At 50.2% G+C, this 540-nt stretch carries 1 tRNA gene; it reads right to left on the reverse strand.

Annotation, left to right across the window (positions count from 1 at the left end):
- Positions 1–350: 350 nt before the first annotated feature.
- Positions 351–426, reverse strand: a tRNA-Ala gene (locus AWB74_RS45240).
- Positions 427–540 lie beyond the last annotated feature (114 nt).

Consider the following 540-nt stretch of genomic DNA (forward strand, 5'->3'; position numbering starts at 1 on the left):
GCGTCCTTCATCGCCTGTGATCGCCAAGGCATCCACCACATGCACTTGTTCGCTTGACCCTATAACGAGTGTGTCTGTTTGCACATCCACTGTTCGCTATAGGCTGAGTATTCGCGTTGTGCCGTATTCCAAAGCAATCTTTCGATCACCTTTTCATACTTGATACAATCACTACCCTGAATCTGCTACTCACACCCATCTCTAAGTGCTTTCTCAGATTCTCTTTACTACTTCTTCCAGATTGTTAAAGAACGTTTAGCCGACAAGCGTATTGCAATACTTGCGACATCAACTGGCTATCAATCGCCAATGCACAACATTCAGTCGCCTGAACGCTGTGCATTGAGGATTGGTGGAGGATGACGGGATCGAACCGACGACCCCCTGCTTGCAAAGCAGGTGCTCTCCCAGCTGAGCTAATCCCCCGCGTCTTGAATCCGTTCGATCCTTGGACCGACTCGCTTGACCGTTGGTGGGTCTGGATGGATTCGAACCATCGACCCCCGCCTTATCAAGACGGTGCTCTAACCGACTGAGCTA

The sequence above is a fragment of the Caballeronia arvi genome, assembly GCF_001544695.2.
Classification (GTDB): Bacteria; Pseudomonadota; Gammaproteobacteria; order Burkholderiales; family Burkholderiaceae; genus Caballeronia; species Caballeronia arvi.